The organism is Chromohalobacter sp. 296-RDG, from assembly GCF_029889885.1.
GTDB lineage: Bacteria > Pseudomonadota > Gammaproteobacteria > Pseudomonadales > Halomonadaceae > Chromohalobacter.
In genome coordinates this window covers 1-1,083 of the sequence record NZ_JARANY010000227.1, presented here as the reverse complement: position 1 = coordinate 1,083, position 1,083 = coordinate 1, and the positions used below count along the sequence as shown (strand labels likewise).

The 1,083-nt window shown below is 55.6% G+C and carries 2 protein-coding genes; one reads left to right on the top strand and one right to left on the bottom strand.

Features of this window, described 5'->3' with window-relative positions; translation table 11 throughout:
* Nucleotides 1–617 (top strand): transposase (locus OP495_RS18095; protein ID WP_280571164.1); only part of this gene is annotated, 617 nt, incomplete at its 5' end.
* A 133-nt stretch (nt 618–750) separates the two neighbouring features.
* Here OP495_RS18095 and OP495_RS18090 read toward each other — a convergent pair.
* On the bottom strand, nt 751–1,083 hold a 333-nt coding region (locus OP495_RS18090), incomplete at its 5' end, for an IS30 family transposase (protein ID WP_280571162.1).

Genomic DNA, 1,083 nt, shown 5'->3' with positions numbered 1-1,083 from the left:
CAGTGGTGGAGGCAACAAGACAAGCTCTAAAAACCAAGACGTTAGCCGTCTTGGCCGATACAGGGTACTCCAATGTCGAACAACAGCAGCATTGCGAAGAACGAGGCATCGCTTGCTCTATCCCGCCGCGGCGGGGCATCAATAGTCAAGGCCACGGCCAGCTCTACCAAGTGAGCAACTTTCATTATGATCGGGACCGAGATACCTATCACTGCCCTGCTGGTCACACCTTGTCTTTGAAACAGTGGCATGCACCGAAAAAGATTGGTGTCTACGCGAATCCAGAGGCGTGTAGAGCCTGCCCACAAAAAGCACATTGCACGACAGGAAGCTATAGGCGCGTCTCTCGCCATCAGTACGAGGCGGCCTTCGATATATCGCAACGTAGACTCAAGGCAGATCCGCATGCCATGACACGCCGACGCGCGACGGTAGAACACCCTTTCGGAACGATTAAATACGACTTAATGGGTAACGGTGGCCGTTTACTGGTCAGAGGCCTAAGAAAAGGTCGAGGAGAAATCAGTTTAGCCGTGCTGGCCTACAATCTGAAACGGTTGATGAACCACATCGGCACCGAAGCGCTAAAAGCTCGGTTAGGAGCGACGCCAGCCTGAGGGTTGGGCGGTCTATCGGCTGTTGATTGACCGCCGCAATACCCCAAAGAAACCCAACCGAATGAAGCGAGTCCGTTCTCCGACAACCCAGCTAGGCCATTTTCTGTTTTGACACGGCCTGCTTGGGTAGATACTAGCGAAGCAGGCCATTCGTATTTTCATTGGTCCCGCGTTGGCCAGAGCAATAGGGATCGCAAAAGTAGACCGCCGCTGTCACTGCCTTGGCCACTGTCGCGTGATTGGCGAACTCCGAGCCGTTGTCCAGCGTCACGGGCTGAATAGCGCCACGCCGGGGCTTCAGCAGCCGAATCATGGCCTTCTGTGTCAGTTCGGCGGTGATGCTGGGGAGCCGAGCGGCCAGCAGATAACCACTGCGGCGCTCAATTAGCGTGACCAATCCGGACTGCTTGTGTCCCTTGAGCACCGTATCGCCTCCCCAGTGGCCAATCGTGCGTCGATCATCCAC